The organism is Streptomyces kronopolitis (assembly GCF_050953795.1).
In the GTDB taxonomy this organism is placed as follows: Bacteria; Actinomycetota; Actinomycetes; order Streptomycetales; family Streptomycetaceae; genus Streptomyces; species Streptomyces kronopolitis_A.
Genome location: NZ_CP191850.1, coordinates 3,999,297 through 4,024,867, shown reverse-complemented (window position 1 = coordinate 4,024,867; position 25,571 = coordinate 3,999,297). Strand labels below are relative to the sequence as shown.

General features: G+C 72.1%; 18 protein-coding genes and 1 tRNA gene. 6 read left to right on the top strand and 13 right to left on the bottom strand.

Features of this window, described 5'->3' with window-relative positions; all coding sequences use genetic code 11:
• Positions 1–268 precede the first annotated feature (268 nt).
• On the top strand, positions 269–4,648 hold the full coding sequence (locus ACQP17_RS17685; RefSeq protein ID WP_433859932.1) for an FtsK/SpoIIIE domain-containing protein: 4,380 nt from the start codon (positions 269–271) through the stop codon (positions 4,646–4,648).
• Positions 4,649–4,881: 233 nt separating this feature from the next.
• Here ACQP17_RS17685 and ACQP17_RS17680 read toward each other — a convergent pair whose 3' ends face one another.
• The 10 genes from ACQP17_RS17680 to ACQP17_RS17635 form a co-directional block, all read right to left on the bottom strand.
• Entirely contained in the window at positions 4,882–9,459 is a 4,578-nt protein-coding gene (locus tag ACQP17_RS17680) for an RHS repeat-associated core domain-containing protein (protein WP_433857141.1), read from the bottom strand.
• Positions 9,460–9,469: 10 nt separating this feature from the next.
• Positions 9,470–10,198, bottom strand: a complete 729-nt coding sequence (locus ACQP17_RS17675) for a hypothetical protein (protein WP_433857140.1) — start codon at positions 10,196–10,198, stop codon at positions 9,470–9,472.
• Positions 10,199–10,229: 31 nt separating this feature from the next.
• Entirely contained in the window at positions 10,230–10,544 is a 315-nt protein-coding gene (locus ACQP17_RS17670) for a hypothetical protein (protein WP_433857139.1), read from the bottom strand.
• A 75-nt stretch (positions 10,545–10,619) separates the two neighbouring features.
• Positions 10,620–10,919 carry a WXG100 family type VII secretion target gene (locus tag ACQP17_RS17665; RefSeq protein WP_189096586.1) on the bottom strand — a complete coding sequence of 100 codons (300 nt, stop codon included), beginning with the start codon at positions 10,917–10,919 and terminating at the stop codon, positions 10,620–10,622.
• Positions 10,920–11,196: 277 nt separating this feature from the next.
• Positions 11,197–12,483, bottom strand: a complete 1,287-nt coding sequence (locus ACQP17_RS17660; protein ID WP_433857138.1) for a PucR family transcriptional regulator — start codon at positions 12,481–12,483, stop codon at positions 11,197–11,199.
• Positions 12,484–12,617: 134 nt separating this feature from the next.
• Complete coding sequence (locus tag ACQP17_RS17655; protein WP_433857137.1) at positions 12,618–14,339, bottom strand: bifunctional 3-(3-hydroxy-phenyl)propionate/3-hydroxycinnamic acid hydroxylase; 1,722 nt, start codon at positions 14,337–14,339, stop codon at positions 12,618–12,620.
• Positions 14,340–14,362: 23 nt separating this feature from the next.
• Positions 14,363–15,283, bottom strand: coding sequence for a VOC family protein (locus ACQP17_RS17650; RefSeq protein ID WP_433857136.1), 921 nt, complete (start codon positions 15,281–15,283; stop codon positions 14,363–14,365).
• 37 nt (positions 15,284–15,320) lie between these two features.
• Positions 15,321–16,193 (bottom strand): fumarylacetoacetate hydrolase family protein, encoded by an 873-nt coding sequence (locus ACQP17_RS17645; RefSeq protein WP_433857135.1) that lies wholly within the window; start codon positions 16,191–16,193, stop codon positions 15,321–15,323.
• Between the two features lie 186 nt (positions 16,194–16,379).
• On the bottom strand, positions 16,380–16,793 hold the full coding sequence (locus ACQP17_RS17640) for a lipocalin-like domain-containing protein (protein ID WP_433857134.1): 414 nt from the start codon (positions 16,791–16,793) through the stop codon (positions 16,380–16,382).
• Positions 16,794–17,576: 783 nt separating this feature from the next.
• Entirely contained in the window at positions 17,577–17,831 is a 255-nt protein-coding gene (locus ACQP17_RS17635; protein ID WP_433857133.1) for a hypothetical protein, read from the bottom strand.
• A gap of 1,551 nt (positions 17,832–19,382) precedes the next feature.
• On the opposite strand from ACQP17_RS17635, the gene ACQP17_RS17630 reads away from it, so the two are divergent.
• Positions 19,383–19,745 carry a hypothetical protein gene (locus ACQP17_RS17630; protein ID WP_433857132.1) on the top strand — a complete coding sequence of 121 codons (363 nt, stop codon included), beginning with the start codon at positions 19,383–19,385 and terminating at the stop codon, positions 19,743–19,745.
• Positions 19,746–20,043: 298 nt separating this feature from the next.
• Here ACQP17_RS17630 and ACQP17_RS17625 read toward each other — a convergent pair.
• Positions 20,044–20,117: transfer RNA gene (locus tag ACQP17_RS17625), tRNA-Gly, on the bottom strand.
• Between the two features lie 258 nt (positions 20,118–20,375).
• Between ACQP17_RS17625 and ACQP17_RS17620 the strand changes: the two genes are divergently transcribed.
• The 4 genes from ACQP17_RS17620 to ACQP17_RS17605 all read left to right on the top strand — a co-directional run bounded on the left by ACQP17_RS17620 (position 20,376) and on the right by ACQP17_RS17605 (position 23,644).
• The gene (locus ACQP17_RS17620; RefSeq protein WP_006604620.1) at positions 20,376–20,534 is read left to right on the top strand and encodes a hypothetical protein; all 159 of its coding nucleotides are present in this window, start codon (positions 20,376–20,378) and stop codon (positions 20,532–20,534) included.
• Positions 20,535–20,714: 180 nt separating this feature from the next.
• On the top strand, positions 20,715–21,290 hold the full coding sequence (gene dcd / locus ACQP17_RS17615) for a dCTP deaminase (RefSeq protein WP_433857131.1): 576 nt from the start codon (positions 20,715–20,717) through the stop codon (positions 21,288–21,290).
• An 81-nt stretch (positions 21,291–21,371) separates the two neighbouring features.
• Positions 21,372–21,869: a phosphoribosyltransferase gene (locus ACQP17_RS17610; protein WP_433857130.1), complete on the top strand. Its 498-nt coding sequence runs from the start codon at positions 21,372–21,374 to the stop codon at positions 21,867–21,869.
• Positions 21,870–22,138: 269 nt separating this feature from the next.
• Positions 22,139–23,644 carry a ricin-type beta-trefoil lectin domain protein gene (locus ACQP17_RS17605; protein WP_433859931.1) on the top strand — a complete coding sequence of 502 codons (1,506 nt, stop codon included), beginning with the start codon at positions 22,139–22,141 and terminating at the stop codon, positions 23,642–23,644.
• 116 nt (positions 23,645–23,760) lie between these two features.
• Here ACQP17_RS17605 and ACQP17_RS17600 read toward each other — a convergent pair whose 3' ends face one another.
• Entirely contained in the window at positions 23,761–24,696 is a 936-nt protein-coding gene (locus tag ACQP17_RS17600; RefSeq protein WP_433859930.1) for a Yip1 family protein, read from the bottom strand.
• A 99-nt stretch (positions 24,697–24,795) separates the two neighbouring features.
• Complete coding sequence (locus ACQP17_RS17595) at positions 24,796–25,464, bottom strand: N-acetyltransferase family protein (protein ID WP_433857129.1); 669 nt, start codon at positions 25,462–25,464, stop codon at positions 24,796–24,798.
• Positions 25,465–25,571: the final 107 nt, after the last annotated feature.

Below are 25,571 nucleotides of genomic sequence, written 5' to 3'. Positions count from 1 at the left end.
CTTCGGACTCCTTGTCGGGACGCCCCGGCGGCGGAGCCGGGACGGTCGGAAGCGGGCGGCACCGCGGCTACGTCGCGGTGCCAGGTACCCGAAGGCCACTACGGGGCCCGCCCGCGGATGGTTCACGGCGGGCGGCGGACGGGCACCGGACCGGCCCGTGAACCATCCGCGCACCGGCGCCGTAGGTCCGGTCAGTGGCACGGGAGCCGACGGACAGGGCTCCCGTGGCCCCCGTTCACGCCGGCTGGAGGACGTTTTCGTGTCGTTGATGTTGACCGTGGTCGAGGGGGGCGGTGAGGCGTTCGACGTCCATCTCGACGCCGACCCCGACACGCCCGTGGGTGCCGTCGCGGAGGCGCTGGCCGGGGCGGGCGGCGTCCACCGGCCCCCCGAGGGCCTCGGCCTGTACGCCGGTGACCAGCTGCTGCCCGCGGACCTGCGGCTGCGGGACGCGCCGCTGCGGCACGCCTCCGTCGTGGGCCTGGGGCGCCCGGCGGGCACCTCGTCGGCCGAACCGGGCGGGCTGGTGGAGGTCCGCGCGGTCGGTGGGGCCGGGGCGGGTGCGGTGCACCGGCTCGACATCGGCTCCTACCGGATCGGACTGGCGCACGACGGCACCGCGCAGGTGCTGCGCGTCGTGCCGCAGCGGCCGTTCGCCGTGCTGACCGTGGGCCCCGGCGGACGCTGCCGGGTCGCGCCCGACCCGGCAGCGCCGGACGGGCCCCTCCAGCTGGACCGCGAGGACCTCGCCGGGGCCACCGCCTGGCCGGCCGGCGCACAGCTCCTCGTCGGCGGCTGCCTGCTCGAACTCGCCCTCCCCCAGAAGCCGGACGCGGCCGTGCAGCTGTCGGAGGACGGCACCGGCTGGGACTACAACCGGCCGCCGCGGCTGCGGCCGGCCGAGAACGCCACCCGCTTCACCCTGCCCTCCCCGCCCGGGGCCCCCGCCGCCCGGCCGCTGCCGTGGATCACCGCGGCCGCCCCGGTGGTGATGGCCGGGGTCGGCGCGCTGGCCTTCGGCCGCATGTCGATGCTGCTGTTCGGGCTGCTCTCCCCGGTCGTGATCGTCGGCAACTACCTGATGAGCCGGCGCAACGGACGCCAGTCGCACTCCGACCAGGTCGCCGCCTACGAGGAGAAGAAGGGGCGCATCGAGGGCGACGCGGAGCAGGCCCTGACGGCCGAACGCACCGCCCGGCGGCGCGGCTTCCCGGACCCGGCCGAGGTCGTCCTGACCGCCGTCGGCCCCCGGCGCCGCCTGTGGGAGCGCCGCACCACGGACGCCGACTTCCTGGAACTGCGCATCGGCACCGCCGACCTGCCCTCCGACGTGGTGCTCCAGGACCCGACCAAGGACGAACACCGCCGCGAGGACCCCTGGACGGCCTACGACGTCCCGGTGACCGTGCCGCTGCGCGAGCACGACGTCCTGGGCATCGCCGGCGAGGGCCCGGCAGCGCGCGCGGTGGCGCGGTGGGCCATCGCCCAGGCCGCCGTCCTGCACAGCCCGCGTGACCTCCAGATCCACCTGCTGACCACCGGCGGTCCGGGCCGCGACGGCTGGTCCTGGCTGCGCTGGCTGCCGCACGTGCGGAGGAAGTCCGGCGACACCCCGGCGAACATCGGCTACGGCACCGAGACCTGTGCCCGGCGGGTCGCCGAACTGACCGCGCTGATCGCCGAGCGGGCCGGACGGGAGGACCGGCGCAGCCGGGCCGCCGGGCCCGATGTGCTGGTCGTCCTCGACGGCGCCCGCCGGCTGCGGTCGCTGCCCGGCGTGGCGCAGATCCTGCGCGACGGGCCGTCCGTCGGCGTCCGCGCGGTCTGCCTGGACGCCGAGGAGCGGCTGCTGCCCGAGGAGTGCCTCGCCGTCGTCGCCGAGGAGCCCGGCGGCACGGTGCGGGTGGGACGCTCCGGGCGGGGCACCGTCGGGGGCATCCGGCCCGACGTGGTGTCCCAGGACTGGTGCCGTTCGCTGGCCCGCGCGATGGGGCCGCTGCGGGACCCGGGCGGGGACGACGAACAGGCCGCGGTGCTCCCGCAGTCCGCGCGGCTGCTCGACGTCCTCTCCCTCGACCCGCCGCAGGCCGCCGGCATCCGGGCGCGCTGGACGGCCGGGGGCCGCTCGACCCGGGCGGCCGTCGGCGTCTCCCTGGACGGCCCGTTCCACCTGGACCTGCGGCGCGACGGCCCGCACGGGCTCGTCGCCGGCACCACCGGCTCCGGCAAGTCCGAACTGCTCCAGACGCTGGTCGCCTCCCTCGCGGTGGCGAACCGGCCGGACGCGATGACGTTCGTCCTCGTCGACTACAAGGGCGGCTCCGCGTTCAAGGACTGCGTGCACCTGCCGCACACCGTCGGCATGGTCACCGACCTCGACGCCCACCTCGTCGAGCGGGCCCTGGTATCGCTGACGGCGGAACTCACCCGGCGCGAGCACATCCTCGCCGCGGCGGGCGCCAAGGACATCGAGGACTACGTCGACCTGCTGGAGCGCGAGCCGGCGGCGGGCCGCCCCCCGATGCCCCGGCTGCTCATCGTCATCGACGAGTTCGCCTCGATGGTGCGCGATCTGCCGGACTTCGTGAAGGGCCTGGTCAACATCGCCCAGCGGGGCCGCAGCCTCGGCATCCACCTGATCCTGGCGACCCAGCGCCCCAGCGGCGTCGTCTCCTCGGAGATCCGCGCCAACACCAATCTGCGGATCGCGCTGCGGGTGACGGACGCCGGCGAGAGCCAGGACGTCCTCAACTCCGGTGAGGCCGCGGGGATCTCGCAGAGCAACCCCGGCCGGGCCTATGTGCGCCTGGGCCAGAACTCCCTGGTGCCGTTCCAGTCCGGGCGGGTCGGCGGCCGCCGGCCCGGCGCCGCGGCGGCCTCGCTGCCGGCGCCGTGGGCGGTGGCGGTCGGCTGGGAGCGGCTCGGCGAGCCGCTGCCGGCGCGGCCGCGCGCCGTGGCCGCGCCCGCCGAGGTGGAGACGGACCTCACCGGGCTCGTCGCGGCGATCCGCGAGGCGGACCGGGAGATGGGCATCCCCGCGCAGCACAGCCCCTGGCTGCCGCCGCTGCCCGAGAAGCTGGTCCTCGGCGACCTGCCGCCGGTCCCGGCCTCGGACTACGACCTCGCGCCCGTCGCGTACGGCGTGGTGGACCTGCCCGCCCAGCAGGCCCGGCTCCCGCTGGTGATCGACCCGGCGACGCTCGGGCACCTGCACCTCGTCGGCTCGCCCCGGCAGGGCCGTTCGCAGACGCTGCGCACCCTCGCCGGCACGCTGGCCCGGGTCCACTCCCCGGCGCAGCTGCACATGTACGGCATCGACTGCGGCAACGGCGCGCTGCTGGCCATGGAGGGGCTGCCGCACTGCGGCGCCGTCACCCAGCGCACCCAGCCCGACCGGGTGGCCCGGCTGCTGGCCCGGCTGACGGCGGAGCTGACCCGGCGCCAGGAGATGCTCGCCGCCCGCGGCAGCGCCGACCTGACGGAGCTGCGCCGCGCCCTGCCCGAGGACGAACGGCCGCCGCACATCGTGCTGTTCCTCGACCGGTGGGAGGTCTTCGACAAGCAGCTCGGCGAGTACGACGCGGGCAATCTGCTGAACGCCGTGCTCACTCTGCTCCGGGACGGCGCGAGCGCCGGCATCCACCTGGTGATGACCGGTGACCGGGCGCTGTTCTCCAGCCGGGTCAACGGCTCCACCGAGGACAAGCTCGTGCTGAAGCTCAACGAGAAGTCCGAGTACGGCATGATCGGCATCACCCAGCGCAACGTGCCCGACGAGATCCCGCCGGGCCGCGCCTTCCGCGCCGCCGACAAGGCCGAAGTGCAGATCGCGCTCCTCACCGAGAACCCGGAGGGCCAGGCGCAGGCCGCGGCGCTCCAGCAGATCGCCGAGCAGTGCCGGCAGTGGGCGGCCCATCTGCCCGCCGCCACCCGGCCGTTCCGCGTCGACACCCTGCCGGACCGGCTCACCTTCGAGGAGGCCGCCCGCCTCGTCCCGGCCCGGCGCTCCGCGCGGTGGGCGCTGGCCGGCGTCGGTGGTGACGAACTCAGCGCGATCGGGCCGGACTTCACCGTCACCCCGACGTTCCTGGTCGCCGGGCCCGCCCGCTCGGGACGCAGCACCGCGCTGTCGACGATGGCGCTGGCGCTGCTCACGGCCGGCACCCCGATCGTGGTCGGGGCCCCGGCCCGCTCGCCGCTGCGCCACCTCGCCGGACGGCCCGGCGTGCTCGCGGTGTTCGACGACGCCGACCTCGACCCCACGGCCCTGGAGGCGGCACTGGCCTCCGCGCCCGACGGGGCCGTGGTGCTCCTGGACGACGCCGACCTGCTGCTGAAGACGAAGGCCGAGCCGGTCCTCACACAGATCGCCAAGTCCGGTGCCGAGACCGGCCGGGGCCTGGTCATCGCGGGCCAGACCGAGCGGCTCACCTCCGGGTTCTCCGGCTGGCACACCGAGGCCCGCCGGAACCGGTGCGGACTGCTGCTGAAGCCGCAGAACATGAGCGACGGCGAGCTGATCGGCGTCAAGGTGCCCCGCAGCCGCCTGGGCGCGACCCGCCAGGGCCGGGCGATCCTGCACCTGGGCGACGGTGTCCTGCGCACCGTCCAGGTCCCGGAGACGGTACTCCCGGCAGCCGAGGGCTGATCCCCACGGGCTGCGCGACAGAGGGCTCCCGCCGACGAGTTCGGCGGGAGCCCTCTGTGGTGTGCGGACGGCTTCGCTGCTGCCCGATGCGCCGGCGTGAAACGTCGTCCCCGTTCAGATCCTCCGCGCCGAGCGGGAAATGCCCGGTCCCCTCGGACCACCATTCGTCGCCGATGGCGACGATGACGGGGGAGGCATCGAGATTCGCCGCAGGAGAATCGGCGTCGCCCGAGTCACTTCGTGTTGCGTACTTGCCAGCCTTCTCCGTACATGTGGGCGCCCTGTTTGTCGTACACCGTGGCGTAGCACGAGAGGTACTCGGGAATCAGCGACGAGTAGTTCCGATCGATGTCGGCGGCAACCTGGCCAGTGGCCCCCAGGTCCGCCCCGGTGACCTTCCCGTAGTGCGCGATGACCTCGTACTCCACCGTGTTTCCTGCTGCCACTTCCCTCTTTACAGTTCCCTCGATGGAGTTGAGGTGGTTCAGGTTTCCGGTCTTCGTCAACGGGGTCAAATTGCTCAGGGTGTTGCCCGGCCCGCCGAGATGCTCGTTCAGCAGATGTCCTTGCACCATCTGCTTCTGGAACCACAGCGCTGTCGGCCCCTTTCCGGTCGGCCACCAGGCGGGCTTGACCGACGGGGCCTTTCCGTTCAAGTTGGAGCCGGGCCCCAGTTTGACCTTCATGGAGCTGCCGGCGCCGTTGGTCAGAGGGCCGTACGTCGCACTGCAGGGCGCGAGGCCGAGGGGGTCGGTCCACGCCAGGGGATTCTTGACGTAGGTGTGGTGGTTGAGGGCGGGTTTGAGGCCGAGCGGGTCCGGCGTCGTGTAGCGGGCGGTCTCGGGGTCGTAGTGGCGGAAGTAGTTGTAGTGCAGGCCCGTTTCGGGGTCCTCGTACTGCCCCGGGAAACGCAGCGGTGTGTGAGCGATCGCGTTCCGATTGCGTGTGGTGACGCCCCACAGCGTGGCACGGGAGCGCCAGGCGATGGTGCCCTGCTCATCGACCAGTTCGGTGGGGGTGCCGACGAGGTCGGTGGCGATGGCGAAGAAGCGGGAGTCGAACTCGTCCTGGCTTCCCGGCTTGCGCTCCAGCTGCGTGAGGGGTCGGTGGCCGTCGTGGTCCCAGGTGAGGATGACGCCGGTGGTGCCGTCCGTCTGCTCGGCGAGGCGCGTTTCGTCCCAGGTGAAGTGCACCGCTTCGGCCGCAGTGACGCCGTCCTCCGCCATGCGGTACTTGGCGGTGCGGCGGCCCATCGGGTCGTAGGTGTAGTGCCACCGGGTGCCGTCGGGGGTGACGCAGGCGACGAGGTGGTCCTCGGCGTCCCACTCGTAGCGCCAGGTGTCGGGCTTCTTCGACAGGCGGCGCTTTTGCCGCAGGACCATGCGGCCCGCCTCGTCGTATTCGTACCGGACCGTGCCGGCGGAGAGCAGACGGGTGTCGGTGTAGGTCCGGGAGCCTCGGGCCTCGGTGCGCGGCGCCTTGTCGGGCCAGTGGGCCTCGGTCTGGTTGCCTGCCTGGTCGTAGGCGTAGGACTCGGTCCAGCCCTCGGCGGTGACCGTCAACGGGCGTCCCACCCGGTCCAGTTCCATCTCCTTGCTCGTCCCCCTCACCTCGTCGGTGAGGGCGGAGACGTAGTTGTCCGCCCGGTACGCGTAGGTGCCGGCCCGAACGACCCCGCCCGGGGTGGTGAGCCCCTGTGCGACGGGGCGACCAGCCATGTCCCAGGTTGTGGTCATGGCGACCGGCGAGGCGGTCGTGCCCAGTGCGCGGACGAGTTCATGTCCGAGGAGGTCGTGAGTGAACTCCATCCGGTGGCCGTCGGAGGTCAGGGAGGTACGGTTGCCTGCCCGGTCGTAGGCGAGTTCGGTGTACGCGCCGGTGGGTGTGGTGCGGGAGGTGCGACGCCCCATGAAGTCGTAGGTGTAGCGGGTGGTGCGTCCGTCGACGGTTTCCGACAGCAGGTTCCCCGTGATGTCCCGCTCGAAAGTGAGCGTGGAGGTGGGGGACACCGCGCGGAGGAGCGCGCCTGCGGCGTCATAGGTGTAGTCGGTCCGCACCCCGGCCGCGTCCTTGGACGTCAGCTGACCGAGTTCGTTGTACGTGTAGCCGATCTCCTCGCCTAGCGGTGTCGTGCGGGAGGTGACCCGGCCCAGCGCGTCGTGGGCGTAACGGATTTCGCGGTTGTCGAAGTCGGCCTCCTTGAGGAGACGGCCGACGCGGTCGTAGGCGTAATCCCAGTTCAGGCCCTGCGGGTTGGTGACTCGGGTGGGGCGCAGCTCGGCGTCGTAGACGAAGGTGGACCGGGCGCCGTCGGGGTCGGTACGCGCCGCGAGCCGGTCGAAATGCGTGTACTCGAAACGGGTGGTGGCGCCTGCGGGGTTGGTGTGCGTGAGGCAGTTGCCCTCGCCGTCCCAGGTGAAGCGTTCGGTGCGGCCATCGATTGCTGTGCGCTCCGATACGCGGCCTTCGACGGTCCATATGGTGCGGGTGATCGCACCCAGTGGGTCGGTGAGGACGGTGGGGCGGCCGAACGCGTCGCGTTCGAGCAGGGCGGTTCCGCCGGAGGCATCCGTGACGGAGAGGGGCAGACCGGCGGCGTCGTTGTCATACGTGGCTGCTGCGCCCGAGGCGTCAGTTGCGGTCGCGACGGCACCTGCGCGGTCGTGGGTGAACCTGAGCGTGCCCCCGTCCGGCCCGGTCATGGCAGTGGGATTGCCCCGCTCGTCGTACGCACAGTGCCAGGTCGTCCCGTCGTGACCGGTCGAGGAGAGCGGAAGGTTCAGTTCGTTGTACGTCGCCGTGGACCGGCTGCCGTCCGGGAGTTCGATGACGGTGGGGTTGCGGGCGCTGTCGTACTCGAACCGGGTGGTGTGGCCGAGGGCGTCGGTGCGGGCCAGGAGGTGGTCGTAGCGGTCCCACTCACAGGTGGTGGTGTTGCCGAGCGGGTCGGTCTCGGCGGTGACCTGGTGCAGGTCGTTGAGCTGGTAGACGGTCGTGGCGCCGCAGGCGTCGGTGAAGTGCGTCTGCTGCTGGTCGGGGTCGTAGTTCCAGCGGGAGGAGAGGTAGCCCTCGGGGCCGACGGTCTCGGTGACGCGGCTGTCGTCGTCGTAGACGTAGCGGTAGGTGGAGTCGTTCCGGTCCGTCCAGGCGGTGATGCGCGAGCGGTCGTCGTAGGTGAACTCCAGCGGCTTGCCGGAGGAGTTGGTGACGTGGGTGAGGTTGCCGGAGTCGTCATAGCCGTAGGACATGACCCCGACGGGCCCGTCGGGCGTGGTGACCGTCAGACGGGTCACGCGGCCGAGGGGGCACTCCAGGGTGGCGTGGTAGCCGCCGGAGTGGGCCAGCGCGGTCGGGGTGCCGTCCTCCAGGCGGGAGACGGTGACCTCGTTGCCGTTGCGGTCGTGCCACCGGGTCAGCCAGTACAGGCCGCTCTCGTCGGCGGGATCGTGCGCGAAGGTGCGGACGAGGCCCGTGCGGGGGTCGGAGACCCGGTAGGTGCTCTCGCCCGCGGTGCCGGTTTCCGCGCAGGTCAGCGGCAGGCGGGGGCCTTCCTCGGGCCACACCGGCTCGTCGGACCCGGCGGCGGGCAGGCCCGGGTAGGTCAGGATCGAGCCGTCCTCGCGGGCCCACGACGCCCGTCCCCGGTCGTCCACGTCGAGGCGCTCGTCCAGGGTGGAGGCCCAGGACGGGCCGTAGAACTGGCCGTAGCGGTACGTGGAGAGATGCGTGCGGGTGAGGACCAGCGGCAGCACGCCGGGCAGCGACAGGTCGGTCTGCGTCAGCAGCATTTCCCCGCTGGCCACATCGACCGGGTCGGTCTTGCACGTACGGCTGCCCGTGGGCCGGCTGGTGACACGGATGTTGCCCGGCTTGATCGAGGCGGGCTTGACCCCCTTGAGGGCCGAGCCGATCCCCCCGAGGCCCTTGAGGGCCGCGGCCCCGCCCCCGACCAGGCCCACGACGCCGAGCACGATCTCCAGGACGTTCCACTCGCCCGTCTCGGCCATGATCGACATGTTGATGCCGAGCGAGGCCGCGCCGGCCACGATGCTGCCGATCGTCAGGGCGATCCCGATGCCCTGGAGGCCGGGCACCAGCATCGCCAGCACGCCCAGCACCGCGCTGATGATGCCCAGGGCCGTGCTGAACGCCTTCTTGATCTTGTCCCACAGGCTGTAGCCCGCGACGGACTCGTCCTTCGCGTCGTCCAGCTTCTGCGCCGCGGTGGAGGCGTCCTCCTCGCGGACCTGCCGCGCGTCCTCGGCCAGCATGCGGGCCGCGTCGAGGTCCGCCTGCGCGTCATCGGCGTGCCCCTGCGCCGTGGACTGCTTGCTGTGCGCCTCGTCCAGCGCGCGCCGGGTACTGGCCCGCGCGTCGATGTCGTCCGGCGGGTGGTTGACCGTGTCGAGCCGGCCGATGTCGGCACCGGCCGCGCGCACCGCGTCGGTGGCCGACGCCAGCCGCTCCTTGGCCTCGCGCCCCTTCTCCAGGGCGTTGTCGGCGTTGCGCTGCTGGTCGCGCAGCGAGTGCACATACGTGTCCAGGGCGCCGGCCGCCTGGTCGTAGGAGCTGTGCAGCTTGCGCACCTGGTTGGCCAGGTCGCCCAGCTTGTCCCGGAGCTTCTCCATGGACTTGCCCTCGCCCACCTGCTGGTTCTCCAGCCCGGAGACGAGGGGGAGGGCGTCACCCGCGTTGTCGGCCACGGAGCGGTAGCTGCGCGCGAGTTGTCCGAGCACCTCCGCATCACCCGGAGTCGGGTCGTCGTCGAACCCGAAGACCGATTCCCATTCGGACACCGCTGGACGCGCCATGGCCGCTTCCTCACTTTCCCTTGTCTGCTTCGCCCATGGGGCCTGATCCGGCCGGCTTCGCCGCCGGATCCGCTGCGCCGGACGTGCCGGCCGGGTCCTCGAAGCGGAACGACTCCGCGATCGCGTCGAAGACGTCGTAGAACTGCTCGGCCAGATCCACGTTGGGGGTGGAGCTGGCGAGCACCAGATAGTCCCGGCTGTTCGGCACCGGGATCAGGGTGTGCCGCATCGCGGTGGGCACCGGCTTGCCCTGGTGGTCCACGTCCTCGATCCGGCTGATCCGCCCGACCGCCCCGACATGCGGCAGCTCCGTCAACTCCACCTCGCCGGGCGGCAGTCCGGTGCCCTCGGCCGCGGTGCCCAGCTGCATGCCGGCCGCCATCACGAGGTCCGCCAGGTCCTCCGACTGCTCCTCGGGAACGGACATCCGCAGCACCACCGCCGTGGCGCTGAGCACCAGGGGGCCGCTGCTCGCCCGCAGGATCCTGAGCATTCCCGCCGCCCGCAGCGCGCCCTGCGCGTGCGCCTCGCGGGCGGTGCGCCGGGTACTGCGGATCAGCGCGTCCACCTGCTCACGGGAGAGCTGCGGGGCCTGCTTCACCTCGGACTCGATACGGCGGCGGATCGACGCGTCCCGGGTGCCCGGGTCGAGGTCGAGATGCCACCAGGAGTCGGGGAACCTCAGTGTGTAGCCGGCGGGCGCGCCCTCGGGCCGCTTCTGCGTGACCGGTTGCGTCATGACGCCTTTCCCTTCCGCACGACGTCTCCTGTCACGCGTCCTTCTTCGATTTCTCCAGCGAGGCGGCGGTGTCGTCGTCCGTCTTCGTGAAGTTCTCGGCGATCTTGTCGGTGTTCTCGGAGAACGTCTTCACGTTGTCGTGGACCCGCTCGTGACCCGCCACCCATGCCTTGTCGAACCCGTCGAGGGCCTCGGCGAGACGGGAGTCACCGGCGGCGCTCTTGAACGAGCCGGACTCGCCCGTGGCGTGGTAGAGCGTCGCGGAATTGCCGATCAGGTCCCCGATGTTCTGGAGCTCCTTGGCGGTGTCCTTCAGGTCCTGCACGGGCACGCTGATGCGCCCCATCGGTGTCTCCTCTCCTGCTCCGGCCGTCCGGCCCCGCCCTCACCGGGAGGACGGGGCCGGACCAGGCGGGGCACGTCAGCCGATGGAGCCGGACGTCTGGTCGTCGGTGTCGACGAACGCGTCGGCGACCTGCTTGATGAACTCGCTGACGCCCTGAAGGCCTTCGATCGCCTTCTCGGTCCCGTTCTTGTACTCCTCCCAGTACGGACGGAACTTGGTCTCCGAGCCGGGGGTCGCGTAGGCCGCCTCGACCATCTCGTCCATCTTGGTGTTGGCCTCGTGCAGGCTCTGCTGCATCAGTTCCTTCTGGTTCTGAAGCCAGGTCGAGGCCTCCCGCATCTCGTCCGGGCTGATGTGGATGTTGCCGCCGGCCATGCCGTTTCCTTCCCTCGCTGCGTATCGCTGCGTATCGCTGCGTATCGCCGCGGCCACCGGGGCCGCGCACACGTGGCTGTACGGGGCATCTTCCGAGGCGGTTCACGCCTGTTGCGGAACGGTGACAAAAGCGGCGGGGGTGTGGGGAGGAGCGGCCACGGGTCGTGTCATGTGTTCTCAACTACCTTACGAATGACGGTAGTTGAGATCAGCTTTCGGGCTCGTTGACCGGGATGCCGGCCGGCGGGGACCGTGCCGCCGCCCGGCCGGGGTCTCGTCAGGCCGGCAGGAACCGGGCGATCTCCAGGGCGAGGCGCAGCTCCAGGGTGCTGCCCGCGGTGGCGGCCCGGGGCAGGAGTTCCTCGGCGCGCCTGACCCGGTAGGTGACGGTGTTGCGGGCCACGTGCAGGGTGGCGGCCGCGGCGCGCAGGCTGCGCTCCTCGGCGAGGTACACCCGCAGCGTCTCGCGCAACTCCCCCACCCGGGCGCCGACGGAGGCCAGCGGGCCGAGGACGTCGTGCACGAACCAGCGGGCGTGCTCGGGGTCGGCGGTGGCCAGGGCGGCCGGCCGGACGTCGCGGTAGTCGGTCAGCCAGTCGCCGGGGGCGAGCCGGGCGACGCGTTCCGCCTCGCGTGCGCCGAGGTGGCTGCGGCGCATCCCGGCGGTGCCGTGCGCGGGCGGGCCGAGGGCGAGGCGGACGCCCGGGGCGCGGTCGCATCCGCCGCGCACCCGGTCGGCCAGGCCGGCGAGGTCGTCGGGTGCGTGCAGCCACACCCAGGCGGTGTCCGCCGTGGCGGGGACCGTCAGCGGGGATCCGGTGCCCAGGGCACGGGCCAGCGCGGCCGCCGTGTGCTGGAGCCGTTCCGCGGCGGGCACCGGGTCCTCGGTGCGCGCGCACCACAGCACGGCGGCCAGCTGGGTCCGGGTGACGTCGTGGCGCAGCAGCCGGGTCGCGGCTTCCGGGTCGACCGGGCGGGCGGCCAGCAGCGCGTCGACCGTCGCGCGGCGGGCCGCCTCGTCGCTGCCGCGCCAGCGGTCCCGCTCGGCGATGTAGGACTCGGCGATCAGACCGGCGTGGGCGTCGGCGTGGGCGAAGAGTTCCTCGGTGACCCGGCGCAGCTCGGTGAGGCGTTCGCCGGCCGGGACGTACCGCTCGACGGCCGTGGTGAGTTCCTGGGTGAGCCTGGCGTGGCCGAGCCGCACCCCGCGCAGCACCCGGTCGAGCCGCAGGCCCCGGCGCGCGAACTCGCGGCAGCTGTCCAGGGCTTCCTCGGGCAGGTGGTTGCCGTCGCCGGAGCCTTCGATGAGCAGGAGGCGCAGGGCGGCCAGCACGGTGGACTCGGTCGAGCGCCGCAGGGTGGCCAGCGGCGCCGGGCCGCCGCCGTGCTCGGGAACCTGCTCCAGGACCTCGGCGGCCATGGCGTCGGCGGTCTGCAGCCCCCACCGGACCGGCTCGGGCCCCAGCTCCGCGGCCGCGGCGCTCACCACGGCCGGTGGAATCGCCGGATCGTGGGACGGGAGGTCCGGGTCCGGGCGGAGCTGCCGGAGCCACTGGCGTGTCATGGTGTCGCCCTTCGGGTGCGTGGGGCCGGAGCCGGCCGCACCGTGTCCCGGTGCCCGACCACCCCTACCACCGCCGCCGGCCGTCAGGGGTGCGGGCCCCTGCCGCCGGTGCGGACGGGAGGGCGGGTGTCAGCTCACCGGGCGGGTACCGCGGCGAAGGCCCCGTCGAGCCCCCGCCGCAGCGCCGCCACCAGGCCGGACACCTCCTCCGGGCGGGCGGCGCCGCCGAAGACGTAGTGGTCCGGGCGCAGCAGCAGGGCGTGCTGGCCGTGGTGCGCCAGGTGGGCACGGTAGGTGCCGTCGAGGTCGACGACCTCGTCCGGCCCGGGTGCCGCGGGGTCGCCGGTGACCCGCAGGAGGCGGATGCCGAGCCGGGCGCACCAGCCGAGGGCCTCGTCGTCGAGCACGGCGCGCGGGTCCCCGGTGGCGAGCAGCGTGAAGCCGGTGCCGACGACCTGGTCGAAGAGCCCGGTGCGGCCGCGGAAGCGCACCCGGCCCTGGCAGCCGAGCTGTCCGGCCGGGCCCGCCGGCGCGCCGTCCGCCCCTTGTCGCAGCAGCCCCGCGGTGAGGATCTGCGGGGGCAGGTCCGCCAGCGGGTCCCGGCCGGCCTGCCGGTCGGCGAGCAGCCGCGCGTCGCGCAGCGCCGCGGCGTCGGGGTCGGGTTCGCAGATGATGCCGCCCAGCAGGACGGAGAGTTCGAGGGCGTGCCGCAGATGCCCGGAGCGCTCCGAGGTGTAGGTCTCCAGCAGGGCGGCGTCGGCGTCGCCGGAGAGCACGAGATCCAGCTTCCAGGTGAGGTTGGCGGCGTCCCGGATGCCGGAACACATGCCCTGCCCGGCGAAGGGCGGCATCTGGTGGGCGGCGTCACCGGCCAGCAGCAGCCGTCCCTCGCGCCACCGCTCGGCCCAGCGGGCCCGGAAGGTGTAGACGGTGTGCCGCTCCAGGGTCGCGTTGCCCGGGTGCAGGTCCCAGCCGGCCAGCAGCCGCCAGGCCATCTCCGCGCTGCCGAACTCCGCGGCCGATTCGCCGGGCAGCAGCATGAACTCCCAGCGCCGCCGGCCGGGCCCGCCGGAGACCGCGGTGGTGGGCCGGGCCGGGTCGCAGATCTGGAGGTTGCGCGGGGCGAAGACCCGGTCCCGGTCGTGCGGGAGCACGTCGAGCACCAGCCAGTCGTGCTGGAAGCCGCGGTCGGTCATCGCCGTCGTCATCCGGGAGCGGACGAAGCTGTGGGCGCCGTCGCAGCCGACGGCGTAGCGCGCCCGCAGGGTGCGCTGCCGCCGCCTCCCGTCGCGGAGCACCGGCCGGTCCCCGGCGCTCTCGGCGACGGTCAGCGCGATGCCGTCGGCGTCCTCGGTGAGGTCCACGGCCTCCCAGCCGCGCAGCACCTCGACCCCGGGGGTGCGCCGGGCCTGTGCCTCCAGGGCAGCCTCCAGCTGCGGCTGGGTGAAGAGGTTCATGGCCGGCCAGCCGGAGTGGCCGGTGTCCTCGAAGGCCAGCCGGAGCAGGGTCTCGCCCCGGCCGTTGCGCCATTCGTAGTCCGCGGCCGGTTCACTGAGGGCGGCCAGCTCGTCCGCGAGGCCCAGCGAGGCCAGGACGCGGGCGACCTCGTGGTCGAAGACCACCGCCCGGGGCAGCGGGTAGCGCTGGGGCCAGCGTTCGACGAGGCCCACCCGCCGCCCCCGCGCGCCGAGTTGGGCCGCGGTGGTCAGCCCGACCGGTCCGGCGCCGACGACGAGTACGTCATATACCTCGTACACCTCGTGGTCGTCGGGACCGGTGGCCCCGGCGGCCGGTTCGGGGCTCGCGGCGGGGTCCGTGCCGCGGCCGGCTGCGGTGTCCGTGCGGTGCTCGTTCATGTCGTCCTCCTGCCGTGCGGTGGTCAGTGCGCGTCGTGGGCGCCGGTCATCAGCGCGGCGAGATCCTCGGGCCGGAGGAAGGACGGCGGGACCGGCGGGCCCCAGCTGGAGAGCGCGCGGGCGTCCTCCCATACCCGGGGGGTCCACAGCTGGTCGTCGACGATGCAGTCCATGTCGGCGAAGTACTCGGAGAAGTTGCCCGCCGGGTCCTTGAGGTACCAGAAGAAGTTCGAGCCCATGTGGTGGCGGCCCAGGCCCCAGACGTGCCGTTCGGGGTGCCCCTCCAGCATCCGCGTCGCCCCGCGCCCGACCTCGTCGACGTCGTCGACCTGCCAGGAGGAGTGGTGCAGGAAGGGCAGCGGGGCCTGCTGCACCAGCACGTTGTGATGATCGGTGGAACACCGCAGGAAGGCCGCGCCGGGGACCAGATCGCTGACCTTGAAGCCGAGGCCCTCGGTGAAGAACCGCTGCGAGGCGGGCCGGTCGGTCGAGCCGAGCACCACATGCCCCAGCCGGCGCGGCCGGACCGGGTCCTCGCGCAGCACCGCCGGTGCCCGCCCGTCGGGCCGCTCGGCACGGCCTGGCCCGTTGTACGGCACCGGTGCGGGCGCGGCCTGCGCGAGGCGCGCTCGGACCTCGACGGTCACCGTCACCTCCGTCCCCGGATCGACCGCGCGCAGGCCGCGCCCGTCGAGGACGTACGGCAGCTCCAGGCGGTCCAGGGCGGCGCCGATCCGGCCGAGGTCATCGGCGTCGTCGGCCGCGACGACCAGTTCGTCCAGCCGGCGCCGGGCCGCGTGCACGATCCTCAGCTGTTCGCCGCCGTCGGCCGAGGCGAAGCGCCCGCGGCCCAGGGCGGTGAGCCCGAAATCGGCGTAGTAGTCGTGGGTGGCCGCGACATCGGGCACCCCCATGGTGATGCGGGCGAGACGGTGCAAGGGCATGGCAGCTCCTCGGAAGCGGAAAGCGGGGAGATCGGGGTCAGGCGCCGGGACCGTCGGGGTAGGCCGCGCCGGCGACCATCCGGTTGCGCAGCGCGCCGATACCGTCGATCCAGCTGTGCAGTTCCTCCCCGGGGGCGAGGAAGCGGCGCGGCGTACGGGCACCGCCGACCCCGGCCGGCGTGCCCGTGAAGAGCAGGTCACCGGGCAGCAGCGGGCAGATCGCGGAGAGCCGGGCGATCTGCTGCGCGACCGGGAAGACCATCCGCCCGGTGCGGGAGTCCTGCATCGTCTCGCCGTCGACGGCGCAGCCGAGCGCCAGGTCGTCGGGGTCGGCGAACTCGTCCGGGGTGACCAGGACCGGACCGGTCGGACTGAACCCGGGGAACGACTTGCCGAGCGCGAACTGCGGCGCGGGTCCCTGCAGTTGGATGTGGCGCTCCGACAGATCCTGGCCCAGGGTGAGCCCCGCGACGTGCCGCCAGGCGTCCCCGGCGGACACCCGATGGGCCCGCGCGCCGATCACGACCACCAGCTCGACCTCCCAGTCCACCCTCGCGCTGGGCAGCTCCACCGTGTCGTACGGACCGGCCAGCGACGTCGGGTACTTGGTGAAGACGGCCGGCTGGGCAGGGGTGTCGAGGCCGGACTCCTCGATGTGGTCGGCGTAGTTCAGCCCGACCGCGAACACCTGCCGCGGACGCGGCACGGGCGCACCGAGCCGGTCGTGGGCCGGCGGGATCCGCTCGCCCTCGTGCGCGGCCGGCGTCCGCGCCCACTCGCAGAACTCCGCCCAGCACGCGAAGACGGCCTGCGGATCGGCGGGGAACCGGCCGTCACTGGCCCGCTCCACATCGACGGCTCCGTCCTCGTGGACGAGTACCAGTCGGCCGTCGAGCTGTGCTGTGCGCATGACGCACTACCTCCGGGGGGAAGGGAAGGAAGGAGGAAGGGAGAGGGGAGAAGGGGGAGGAGGGGGGAGAAGGAGGAGAAGGAGGTCGGGCCTCGGGTCCCGGAGGACGCCCGGCGGCGGGCGTGCCGGAGGGCGGTCCGGGAGGGGGCGGGGCCGGAAGGTGGCCGCCCGGCCATCGTGGGACGCTCACACCCGGGCTCTGCGCCACCGCAGGCGCTGGCGGGCACCCTCATCAGTGGTAGCCGTCAGCACCAGTTCGTCCGGCCCGTGGTGGACGGCGCGCTCCAGGGTGGTCCCCACCCAGGGCCCGTAGTGGCTGGCGGCGACGCGATGACGCACCGCCCCGTCCGGCGTCCGCTCCCAGCGCCCCGCGTACGCCACGGTCCCGCCGGACACCCCCGCGGTGGTGGCCGCTTCCGCCCGCGCCCCGGCCGCGTCGGCGCCCGCCGGGTCGGTGGTCAGCAGCGCACTCATCCAGCCGTCGGCCGTGTACAGCAGCATCCCGCCGGGCCGGTCCCCCAGCGGCCGGGTCTCCCGCCCGGCCCGCTCGACCGAACACTGCACCAGGCTCCAGCCACCGACGATCTCGTCCTCGTCCACCCACGCCTCACAGGTCTCGTGCGGAAGACCCGGCCGGACCGGGCACACGGAGCACCTCGGAGCGACACCCGGCGGACCGGGCCGCGGAGCGACGAGCGCCGCCCACACCCCGAGTCCATCGCGACGACCCCCCACCGCACTCGGTCCCCGAGCCCAAAAAACCCACCACCACTTGCGCCCCGTGGCCCCCACCCGTAGCCGCAACCGAGCCGGCCGCCCCCACACACCGCCTGCCGCCGACACCTCGCGCGGTTCCACTCCGCCGCCTTCACCACCTCACGCACACACCCTGGCGAGGTCTTCCACCACCACGCTCAAGGCCCCAATGGCCGAACCGGCAGATTGCGCGAACGTGCCGCCCGGCGACGGGCTGGCTCGGGGAGGCATTGGCCCGACGAGGGGTTGGCCCGACGAGAAACCGGCCGGCGAGGGACGACAGGCCCGGTCACCGGCCTGAAAACACATCAGATGGACAGCTCTCTCCCCGACCAACTGCACCCCACCCAGGGGACATTCGGCTGCAATGTCACGCCACATGCGCAGGAAGCCGACCGAACGGGTGGTCAAGGCCGACGGAGAGAATTCAGGCGGGTCAAACCGGTGCCATAGGTGGCGGCCCGCCGGTGCGGCCCACCGATCGGACAGCCGGCTTCACAGACAACGATCTCCACGAAATGCATCAACGAGGTGACCGGCACGCGCCCGGCCGGACTTCCCCACCTCGGCGCTCAGGGGACACAGGGACTGGCCGCGCCCCCTGAGCGCGCACGCCGGAAGAACGGGTCAAAGACGCCGCAGCCAGGCAGCCGCGCCATGCCCGACGGCGAGGTAAACCAGCGCGGGAAGGGCGAAGTTGAAGAACACCCGCAGCCCTTCCGTCTTCATGATGAAGATGTCCTGCGACCAGCTCGCGAGCCAGTTGGCCACACCACGGACGAAGTCGACGAAGACATTCGCATGATTCGCGTCGAGCAGATACAGCAGGATCCACAGCCCGAGAAACCCGGCGGCGAGGTCCGCAAGACTGTGAATGATCAAGGCGAGTCGATCCGCGCCGATTCCTCTCCGGTTTCCCCGCCCACTCTCCCTGGGGTGGTAAGGGGTGGGTGGCGGAGCGGAGTAGTACGGATCGGCCGGGGCAGGCGGGTACGGCGAGGGCGCATTGCCGGGATACGGGCCGTGCCCTCCCTCATTCGGGAGCGGAGCCGTATCTCCGCCGTGGTAGGAAGAGTTTGCACTCGAACCGTATGGGCGATTTCGCGGTATGCCGTCATTGAGGTAACTCACGGTGCCGTGCTTTTCCCGCCCAATGTTTCCGAAACTCCCTTCACCGCTAATTCACATCGCTGCCCTCGGCCCACCACTTCACGGCCAACGACCGACGGCGCGGGCGGCCGGCTGGGGGGCCGCCCACGCCACGCGCGGCAACCTGAAGCGGGGGGACCGCATCATCCAGGCACCGCACGACCGAATCCGATCGGCACCCCCCACTGCGACACCCGCACCAAAACCGTCACACCCACCTACGGGGCCCCGCCTCCACCCACCCACACCCACACACGCCCCACCCCACCCCCGAAACAGCACCCAACACCCCACACACCGGACGTACCGCTCCTCCGGGTAACGCGCCGGCGCCCCACGACGCAGAACCCCATGCGGGCGCGCAATCGCCCTATCGCGATCACGGTCAGGGCGACTCCTGTGGGGGGTGGCCGCCCTGCCCGTGACCGCTCTCCCCACCCGAAATTGATCGCCCACACGCTCACCGAACGGCCGCTGTTCCGGTTCCGCGGAGCGGGCGTGCCGGCTCCGACCACATCGAGACGCCGCGGAAAGGGCGCCGAGGCCTTCTGACGGGCCGAAAGGCATCCCTCGGGGTATTTCACCGTCGGGAGTTGGTGAAATCGAAGGGCACGCGTACGCGGGAGTTGCGGGCTCCATGAAAGCTCTGGTCGCTCACCTGGACCCTCGCCATGGAACGGACATCGGGAGTCGAACCCCCGCTCTGCGCCCGGCAATCACCGTGTGTTCCGTAACGACTGCGGGACTGACCTGTGTGAACAGCGGCCGGTTTTGTGCCGCAGCCACGTAAGTGGAGTGGTTCCTTACAACAGGGAAATGCAGGTCTACCGAGGGTTGGCGCGACCTTCCTACAACGTGTCGGCAGGGTGCATATCGCGATCAGCGAGTACGGCGTGTATCCCGCGCAGCACCAACTGGAGTGGGTGGCACCGCAGCAGCCGATCCTCAACCTGGCTCGCCAGGACGCCCGCGCCCAACTTGCCACGACGGTGGCGCGCTGAGCGGAGCGCCCATGACGGGCTCGGCCAGATGAGCCACACATCAGGGTCCGGTCCGGTCCGCTCACACGCCCGCATCCGCACGGTGGAGGTACGGGCAGCCCGCCCTGCCGGCGCCCTCTTCCCGGCTGCCCCCGCGGGTCCGCCGGGCCGAGCCGCTCCCCGGCCGGGCGGGCGGCTCCGGCCGGACGCAGCCCGCAGCCCGCAGCCTGCTTTCCCGCTCCGTGTAGTTGATCATGCTGGTAGCGTCGCGATCTTGTACCACTCACCTGGAGGAAGAAGACACATGCGCTACGCCCGGACGCTGGGGACCGTTGCCTTCGCCGCGGCAGTCACCGTGCTCGCGACTGCACCCGCACAAGCGGCCACGTACACCGCGCACCCCCACTACATGAACAAGGGGAGCGCCGTGTTCAACAGCTCCACCAACACGCTCAAGGTGTGCGACAACGCCTCTGACGGCCTCAGCATCATGGTGACGATCGAGGACGACGACAACTTCTACGGCTACAACATGGCCGACGGCGGGTGCCAGACGTACAAGCCCAAGCTCCGGAACGGACAGCGGTTCGCGCTCCGGGCATTCAACGGCAAGAAGGGCAAGGCCGTTTCGGGCTCCCACGGGGCCTGGGTCTACGGGATCGTGTAACAGGCCGTACGGACCGTACGTGCGCCGCCCGGCGGGGTCCTCGAAGAGAACGGCGACGGCCCCTCATCTGCGACAAACGCACAGGTGAGGGGCGTGATCGCCATTCTTGCTTCTTCTTGCCGGGCTCACTACCGCTCCAGCCCACCTGCGTCACCGCTGGTCCGAGCCCTCGTGCGTGCCGCCCGCAGCAAGGCCCGCAAGAAGCCTTCCGACGACCCTTCTGGTGCGGATCTGGTGCGCGTGCCTAGCCGGTCCAGACACCAAACAAGGCCCAGGTCGCTGACCTGGGCCTCAACTATGGAGCGGGTGACGGGAATCGAACCCGCGCTCTGAGCTTGGGAAGCTCATGTTCTACCATTAAACTACACCCGCGTCATTCCCTCTCGCGTGGAGAGCGGAACATCGTCGCACACTCTACCCCATCGTCGCCCTGCGGTGCATTTGGCGTGCTCGGGAGGGGTGTCGGGGGTGGCGCCGGGGGGTGTGTGGCGGGTGGGGTCGGGGGTGGGATGTGGGTGCGGGGTGCGGGAGTTGAGGCGTACGGTGGGGCGTCGGAGTGCCGCCTTCGAGGGCGCCCAGTTCATCCCCTAATGTGGCTTTTGTTGTCCACGCAGTTGGGAGAGGGACTTGATGGAGCGCACCGTCGTACGTTGTGCCGAGGGCCACGTGTTCAGCACCGCTTCGTTCCCGATGCAGACCACCGACCGGCTCGGTCCCGGACGGCTGTTGCGCTGCCCGCGCTGTGCTCGGCTGCGGCACTCGGTGCCCGTCGAGTACGCGAAGCGGTAGTGAGTGAACGGAGCCATCGGCGACGGCCGGTGGTGAGCGGTGGTGCGGCGGCGAGCAGGAGAGGCCGCGGCGGCCGTGGTGAGCGGTAGCGATGTGGAGTGGAGCGAGGGCCCGGCCTCCCTGGGGAGGCCGGGCCCTCGTCGTGTGAGGGGGGTCGGGCGGGCGCGTATCCTCGTCCTCGTGCTTCTCTCAGACAAGGACATCCGGGCCGAGATCGACGCTGGTCGGGTGCGCATCGACCCCTATGACGAATCGATGGTGCAGCCGTCCAGCATCGACGTGCGGCTGGACCGCTATTTCCGGGTGTTCGAGAATCACCGCTACCCGCACATCGACCCTGCGGTCGAGCAGTGCGATCTGACCCGTGAGGTCGTGCCCGAGGGCGACGAGGCGTTCATCCTGCACCCGGGCGAGTTCGTGCTGGCCTCGACGTACGAGGTCATCACGCTGCCCGACGATCTTGCGTCCCGGCTCGAGGGGAAGAGCTCGCTGGGGCGGCTGGGGCTGCTGACGCACTCGACGGCCGGATTCATCGACCCGGGGTTCAGCGGTCACGTGACGCTGGAGCTGAGCAATGTCGCCACGCTGCCGATCAAGCTGTGGCCGGGCATGAAGATCGGGCAGCTGTGCATGTTCCGGCTGACCTCCCCGGCCGAGCACCCGTACGGCAGTGAGAAGTACGGCTCCCGCTACCAGGGGCAGCGCGGTCCGACGCCGTCCCGGTCGTTCAAGAACTTTCACCGTTCGCAGGTATGACACAGCCGCGTCGGTGCGGGGGCGCGCTCCACAGGGCGGGCGCGTGGCAGGGCGTGGACACCGAGGGTCTGAGAGAGATACGTGAGTGACGTGCGGGAGAACCTGACGTACGAGCGGTTCGGCGGGGCGATCCGCGAGCTGGCGCAGACGATCGCCGACGACGGGTACGAGCCCGACGTCGTGCTGTCGATCGCCCGCGGCGGCGTCTTCGTCGCCGGCGGTCTGGCGTACGCGCTGGACTGCAAGAACATCCACCTGGTGAATGTGGAGTTCTACACCGGGGTGGGGACCACCCTGGAGATGCCGGTCATGCTCGCGCCGGTGCCGAACGCGATCGACTTCTCGGACAAGAAGGTGCTGATCGCCGACGATGTCGCGGACACCGGCAAGACGCTCAAGCTGGTCCACGACTTCTGCCAGGGCACCGTGGCGGAGGTCCGCAGCGCGGTGATCTACGAGAAGTCGCACTCGCTGGTGAAGTGCGAGTACGTGTGGAAGCGCACGGACGAGTGGATCAACTTCCCCTGGAGCGTCGAGCCGCCGGTCGTGCGGCGCGAGGGTCAGATACTCGACGCCTGAGCCCGCGGCGGGCGGGCACCTGCCCGCGCCGCGCACGCACCCTTCCTGCACCCGATCGCCGCACTCCGCACCGGAGTCGGCGGTCGGGTGCGCTGCTGTGTGCCGGATCCGGCCAATTCCGTTCCGGGTGTTCCGTGTGGGGCCGGTGGCGACTACAACCCGCGGTAACAGCAGACCGTAGGGGAGGGTCCATGGCGCGTGCGAGACGTGGGCGGGGGGCGTTACATGGGTGGCGCGAGGGGAGAGGGCGGCGGCTGCGGGCGGTGGTGATGACCTCGGCGGCGGCGCTGACCGTGGTGTGCACCGTGGCGGCGGGTGGTGCGGCGGCCGCGCCCGGGGCCGTGGCGCGGGACCGGCCGGGCGGCGCCGCGGCCGTCGCGCCGCTGGCGCCCGGACTGGAGAAGATCCGGGCGCGGGAGGCGACGAGGCTCTACGGGGATCCGGCCGAGCGGCCGGTGGGGGAGCGGAAGACCTCGTTGATCTCGCTGGGTGACAGCGAGATCTCGGGGGAGGGCGTCGGGACGTACGAGCCGGGTACCGACGGGCCGGACAACTGGTGCCACCGCTCCCCGGACTCGGCCATCCACCGGACCGGGATCGCGGCGGACGTGACGTACAACGCCGCCTGCTCGGGTGCCGGTACCGGCAACATCGTGATCGGCGGCAGCAAGCAGTACGCCGATGAGCTGGTGCAGAGCGACAGCCTGGCGATCGCGGCCCGCAACACCCGGCTGAAGATGGTGCTCCTGGTGGCCGGCGCCAACGACGATCTGCAGTTCGGGCCGGTGATGACGGACTGCGTGGAGCGCTGGTTCCTGCTGCAGGGCACCTGCGAGCAGAAGTACCAGCCGGGCTGGCAGGCGCGGGTCGACGGGCTGGTGCCGAAGGTCGAGCGGACGGTCGGGGATCTGCGGACCGTGATGCGGGACGCGGGGTACGCCGACGGTGACTACCGGCTCGTGGTGATGTCGTATCCGAGTCCGATCGGGCCGGATGTGAAGGACAACCCGCACTATCCGGGGAAGCTGCCGGGCGGATGTACGGGATACACCTCCGACGCGGGCTGGGGGCGCAACGCCGCCGTGCCGGGGTTCGAGAAGGGGATGCGGAAGGCCGCGCTGGAGGCGGGTGCGACCTATCTGGACGCCTCCCGGCTGTTCCACGGGCACGAGGTGTGCATGGAGGACACCTGGGCCCGCGGGCTGTGGGTGAACCTCACGAATCCCTTCCCGCCGAACGCGAACTCGGTGCGGCAGTCCTTCCACCCCAACGCCCGCGGGCACGGCGCGTTCGCCTCGTGCCTGACCCAGCTGTACGCGTCGGGGCTGCGGGAGGCGGGCTGCGCGGATTCGGCGAGCACCGGGGGGCCGACGCTGTACGCCGGCGCCTGGGACGAGGCCTACGGGCCGCTGAAGAACGCGGCCACGGGCACCTGTGTGGACGCGACCGGCGGCGCGAGCGCCAACGGGACCGTGGTCGGCGGCTGGGACTGCCACGGCGGGCGCAACCAGGGCTGGTGGTACGACCCCGAGCGGCGGTCGGTGCACGTGGAGCTGACCCAGGACCGGTGCCTGGACGTGCCCGGTGCCCGGTACGAGGCGGGGGCCGGTCTGGTGCTGTGGAACTGCTCGGGCGCGGCCAACCAGGAGTTCGTACGGACCGGCGGCACGATCCGGCCGGCCGCCGCGCCGTCGCTGTGCCTGACGCTGGGTGCGGCGAAGGAACCGCTGCGGCTGCGGGCGTGTGACGGGTCGGACGGGCAGCGGTTCGCGTAGGACGCGGGGCCTGCCCCTGGGGGATGCCCGTACGGCGAAGGGCCCGCTCCGGAGTGTGCGTGCTCCGGGGCGGGCCCCTCGCCCGTGGCCGGTACGGCGTTACCGCGTGCCGAGCGTCACAGCGTGCCGAGCTTCAGCAGGGCGAGCAGGGCGACCAGCTGGATCGCGGAGGCGCCGAGCGCCTTGGGCCAGGGCAGGTCGTGCGACTTGCTCACCATGGTGGTGAGCAGATAGCCGGTGGCGAGCCAGGTCAGCCAGCCCAGGACCTGCACCAGGGTGCTGTCGCCGCCGAGGAACATGGCGAAGAGCAGCCGGGGCGCGTCCGTGATCGTCATGATCAGCATGGCCAGGCCGATGGTCGGCTGCCAGGCGCCGTCACCGCCGAGCTGGCGGGCCATGGTGTGGGTGACCGTGCCCAGGATCAGGCTGCCGATGATGAACATCACCGCGGTGATCAGCACCCAGGGGATGCTGTTGGACAGCGTGGCGTTCAGCACGTCCTCGCGGGCCTTGTCGAAGCCGAAGACCGCGAGCAGGCCGTAGATGAAGGTGACGAGGAGGGCGGGGGCCCAGACCGCGTGGTCGCGCATCTGCCAGAACGTGGCGTCGGGGCGCAGCACGATGCCGGACAGCAGCTGCTTCCAGTGCAGCTTGGGGCCGGCCGGCGGTGCGCTGGTCCGGCCCGCGCGGTAGGTGCCGCTGTCCGCGTACGCGCCGTCGGGTCCGTTGTCGTATCCGCCCGGCTGCGTGCCGTAGGCGTCCGGCGCCTCGCCGACGCTGAACTGCTGGGTGTGACCCGGGTTGTTGTCGTTCGTGTACGGCGCGTAGGACTGCTGGGGGTGGTAGCCGCCGTCGCCGAAGTACTCGGGCTCGCCGTGCTGCCCGTGCGGCTGCGGCTGCTGTCCGCCGTACTGCTGCGGCGCCTGCTGCCACTGCCCGTGCGGTGGTGGGGGCTGCTGCCCGTACGGCCCTTGCTGTCCGTACGGGGCCTGCTGCCCCTGCTGCCCTTGCTGTCCGTTCTGCGCGGGGCGGGCATCCCGTCCGCGACCCATCCTGAATCCAGCCACGTACTCGAAAGTACCTGGTCCGCGCGGATCGGGTGGCGGAGCAGGGGCATCGGGGCGGGGTTTGCTGCTGACCTGTGACATCCCCTAGGGGGTTCCCCGAGGGGGAACCGGGGCGGTGGCGGGCGTCCAGCGGAGGGTGAGCTGCGGCAGGTTCTCCATGTTGCCGCTGCCGTCGTCGGTGGCCATGACGCGGAAGCCGTGGTGGGCGTAGAACGCCCGGGCCCGGGTGTTGAGTTGGAAGACGTGCAGGGACAGGCCGGCCGGGCGGTGGCGCCGGGCCGCGGCGAGCAGCCGGCTGCCGATGCCGGCACGGAGCACGTCCGGGCGCAGATAGAGCTGGTCGAGCAGCTCGCCTCGGACGCTGGCGTAGCCGAGGATCTCCGCGCCACGGGCGGCGACGACGGTGTGACACTGCGGCAGCACGATCTCCCGGATCCAGCGGGTGACCTCGTCGTGCGTACGGCGCTGCGGTGGCAGATACGGCATGGTGGCCTGCCGCGATGCCAGGTGGACGGCGGCTATCGCCGGGGCGTCGACGGGCAGGGCGAGCCGGATGGCCAGCGGCGGGGCGGGGGCGGCAGCGGGTGGGCCGCCGGTGCTGAGGTGCATGCGCGTGTTCACTTTCATGGTCACGTTCGTGCCGGTGCCGGTGCCGGGGGTGCCGAGGCCGGTGCCGTCGGCGGCGCCGGTGTCCGGATCGCTGCCGGTGGCCGTGCCTGTGCCCGGACCGGCGTGGGAGCCCGCATTGTCCATGCCGTCATGGTCGGGTCGCGCCTCGGGGGCGGGCAACTGCATTGTTCACGGGGCCGATTGGCGGGGTGCTGACGGCGGGTCGGCCGGCCCGTGAACGGTGGCGGTCG

What these genes read in the sequence shown, in the direction of transcription:
- ACQP17_RS17685 (WP_433859932.1), top strand. Translation starts at nt 269, where the DNA reads ATGTTGACCGTGGTCGAGGGGGGCGGTGAGGCGTTCGACGTCCATCTC.
- ACQP17_RS17680 (WP_433857141.1), bottom strand. Translation starts at nt 9,459, where the DNA reads ATGGCGCGTCCAGCGGTGTCCGAATGGGAATCGGTCTTCGGGTTCGAC.
- ACQP17_RS17675 (WP_433857140.1), bottom strand. Translation starts at nt 10,198, where the DNA reads ATGACGCAACCGGTCACGCAGAAGCGGCCCGAGGGCGCGCCCGCCGGC.
- ACQP17_RS17670 (WP_433857139.1), bottom strand. Translation starts at nt 10,544, where the DNA reads ATGGGGCGCATCAGCGTGCCCGTGCAGGACCTGAAGGACACCGCCAAG.
- ACQP17_RS17665 (WP_189096586.1), bottom strand. Translation starts at nt 10,919, where the DNA reads ATGGCCGGCGGCAACATCCACATCAGCCCGGACGAGATGCGGGAGGCC.
- ACQP17_RS17660 (WP_433857138.1), bottom strand. Translation starts at nt 12,483, where the DNA reads ATGACACGCCAGTGGCTCCGGCAGCTCCGCCCGGACCCGGACCTCCCG.
- ACQP17_RS17655 (WP_433857137.1), bottom strand. Translation starts at nt 14,339, where the DNA reads ATGAACGAGCACCGCACGGACACCGCAGCCGGCCGCGGCACGGACCCC.
- ACQP17_RS17650 (WP_433857136.1), bottom strand. Translation starts at nt 15,283, where the DNA reads ATGCCCTTGCACCGTCTCGCCCGCATCACCATGGGGGTGCCCGATGTC.
- ACQP17_RS17645 (WP_433857135.1), bottom strand. Translation starts at nt 16,193, where the DNA reads ATGCGCACAGCACAGCTCGACGGCCGACTGGTACTCGTCCACGAGGAC.
- ACQP17_RS17630 (WP_433857132.1), top strand. Translation starts at nt 19,383, where the DNA reads ATGCGCTACGCCCGGACGCTGGGGACCGTTGCCTTCGCCGCGGCAGTC.
- ACQP17_RS17620 (WP_006604620.1), top strand. Translation starts at nt 20,376, where the DNA reads ATGGAGCGCACCGTCGTACGTTGTGCCGAGGGCCACGTGTTCAGCACC.
- ACQP17_RS17605 (WP_433859931.1), top strand. Translation starts at nt 22,139, where the DNA reads ATGACCTCGGCGGCGGCGCTGACCGTGGTGTGCACCGTGGCGGCGGGT.
- ACQP17_RS17600 (WP_433859930.1), bottom strand. Translation starts at nt 24,696, where the DNA reads ATGGGTCGCGGACGGGATGCCCGCCCCGCGCAGAACGGACAGCAAGGG.
- ACQP17_RS17595 (WP_433857129.1), bottom strand. Translation starts at nt 25,464, where the DNA reads ATGGACAATGCGGGCTCCCACGCCGGTCCGGGCACAGGCACGGCCACC.